Here is a 2,600-nt window from a genome sequence, read left to right as displayed (position 1 = left end):
TGTATATTTCGGAGAAACTGACCATGGGATTCCGTGTCAAACTGACCACCCAAACTGCTGGCGAACCTGTGCAACAGGTGCTATAGATTCGGTGTCAAAAGTAGTGATTTAAAAGTAATTTTATTGAAAACTGTTTTCTGGGGCCTGGTTCCTTTTCTTTCTCATGGATTCTCCCTGCAGTTCTATCCTGTGCGCATCATGTACAATCCTGTCCAATATTGCGTCTGCAATTGTCTTTTCTCCAATTACCTCGTGCCATTTGCTTACCGGAAGCTGTGAGGTGATGATAAGGGAAGTCTTTCCGTGCCTATCTTCTATTATCTCCATCAGAGCGGCCCTGCTCTGTGCATCAAATGGCTGTATGCCGAAATCGTCCAGGATGAGCAGTTGCTGCTTTTCTATCCTTGAGACCTCTTTTATATAGGAACCGTCGGCCTTTGCCATCTTCAGTTTGGCGAACAGCTTTGGTGTACTGCCATAGAGAACTTTGTAACCCATCATGCAGGCCTGATAGCCGATTGCCGAGGCAAGGTAGCTTTTCCCTATCCCTGTGCTCCCGGTTATCAGCAGGTTCTCGAACCTTTCGATAAAAGTGCAGTCGGCCAGCCTCATTATCTGGTTCCTGTCTATGCTTCTTTCAACATGGTAATGGAGGTCCTCTATGGAGGCCTTGTAGCGGAATCTGGCATAAAGGATCTGTCTCTCTATCTTTCTGTTCTGACGGTCATCCCATTCGGCCTCTATCAGCTGTGCCAACAGCTCATCTGCGGTGTACCCGGTCGTCTGGCCGGTCTCTATGCTGCTCTTGAAGGCATGGAACATTCCATAGAACTTCAGCCTGCGCATCTTGTCGAGTGTGTTCGTGTTCATATTCTACGATGGTTTAAGGGTTATTTATAATAGTCTCCACCACGGATATTGTCATGTGATGGCATTGGCAGTTCATCTGCGAACAGGCTTTCGCCATATTGGTCCAGGTTTCGCTCAAGTATGGTCTGGATTGTCTTATAGCTGTATATGCCAAAGCCAAGGGCCCTTCTACAGGCATTGACCAGGCGCTGTTCGCCAGCCTTCTTGGCAAAGCCCAGTATGCCCATGCACGATTTGTATGCCTGCTCGGGATGTTGCCTCCTGTCAAGTACCTTGAGGATATAGAGCCTTACATCCTCGTCAATGCTGGAGGCCCATTCCAAGAACCTATCCGGCGTCCATTCGGTAACAAACCGATGTGAGGTGGCCATATGGTCCCTGTCAGTTGTATAGCTGTAGGGGGCCTTGGCACGTCTGTGCATCGCTATGCGTTCGTAGTGGTAGAATATCTCCACACTTGACCTGGAGTAAAGCATCTTCACCTTCTTGCCTATGAAGCGGAAGGGGACACTATAATAGTGCTTATCCGGGCCAAGATTGACATGCCCATTCTTCATAACGGTGGCATGGTGCTGCTTCTTGAACTCGTACCTGAGCACGGGAAGGGGGCTGAGCGCCTCCCTTTCGATCTCCTCGAACTGTAGCCGCCTGCTGTAGTTGCGCCCCTTCAGAAGTTGGGCATTATGTGATTCCAGGGCAACAAGGATAGCCTCGTTAAGTTCCTTCAGCGAGTGGAAGATATGCTTCCGCAAAGGGGCATAGATGCGGCTATATACAATCTTCACGGCCCCCTCTACAAGCGCCTTGTCCCTGGGACGGTATGCCCTTGCCGGCAGTATGGCTGTTCCATAATGGTCGGCAAAATCGGCAAAGGTCTCGTTGAGCGTAGGTTCGTACCTGTTGCTCTTTGTCACTGCCGCCTTAAGGTTGTCTGGCACTATTGCGGCCGGAACGCCACCAATATAGTGTAGGGTATTCTCACAGGCGGAGATGAAATCCTCTTTCTGCTGGCTGGCAACAGCCTCTACATAGGTAAGCTGGCTGGCCCCGAGAATGGAGACAAATACCTCGACCTGGATCTCTTCGCCAGTCTGGGGATCTACAATGGAGAGTTTCTGGCCGGCAAAGTCTACGAATAGCTTGTCGCCCGCCTTATGGTCAAGGTGCATTACAGGGTTTACCCGTGACTTCCACTGGTTGTAATAGAAGCAGAACTGTGTGTACTGGAACCCCTTCGGGAACTCCCTCAGATATGATTCCCATAGCATCAGGCGGGTAACGCCCGTACGCTTGAGCTCCTTGTCCATGTTTGGAAAGCAGCGCTGAAGGGCCTGCAGTCGGCTATCTGGCCGACGCTCCCGGCTCTTTCCGAAGAAATCTTCTAGTTCCTTGTCGTTTAGGGCGTTAATCTGTTCGAATGTACATCCGCTGGCATCAAATGCGCTGAAGTAGCGCTTTGCCGTATTCCTGGAAACATCAACCTGAACAGCTATGGATAGCTTGCTGCGCCCTTGGCTGTACATCCTGAGGATCTGTCTTATCTTGCTCATGCTAATAGTGTTGTTGGCCATCTTGGAAGGGTTATATATCCTCCAAAAATAGCGTGTAACTATAGCATCTGTTGCCAGATCGGACTGGTCAGTTTAGTCCGAAATGAGGTGGTCAGTTTGCCGCGGAATAGGTGGTCAGCTTAAACCGAAATCAGATGGTCAATTTCAGCGAAATCTCCA

At 49.8% G+C, this 2,600-nt stretch carries 2 protein-coding genes; both read right to left on the bottom strand.

Going from position 1 to position 2,600, the window contains the following annotated elements; all coding sequences use genetic code 11:
- Positions 1-120: 120 nt before the first annotated feature.
- A complete protein-coding gene (istB, locus tag AC23ME_RS21090) occupies positions 121-870 on the bottom strand; it encodes an IS21-like element helper ATPase IstB (protein ID WP_487729701.1) in 750 nt (249 codons plus the stop codon).
- Between the two features lie 20 nt (positions 871-890).
- Entirely contained in the window at positions 891-2,420 is a 1,530-nt protein-coding gene (gene istA, locus AC23ME_RS21085) for an IS21 family transposase (RefSeq protein WP_487729700.1), read from the bottom strand.
- Between the last annotated feature and the right edge of the window lie 180 nt (positions 2,421-2,600).

The sequence above is a fragment of the Pedobacter sp. T50_32 genome (assembly GCF_057652195.1).
The sequence above is the reverse complement of the archived record's forward strand: the minus strand, read 5'-3'. Positions and strand labels throughout refer to the sequence as shown.

Bases quoted from the DNA above. Each gene is read 5' to 3' on its own strand.
- istB (WP_487729701.1), bottom strand. From the start codon at position 870: ATGAACACGAACACACTCGACAAGATGCGCAGGCTGAAGTTCTATGGA.
- istA (WP_487729700.1), bottom strand. From the start codon at position 2,420: ATGAGCAAGATAAGACAGATCCTCAGGATGTACAGCCAAGGGCGCAGC.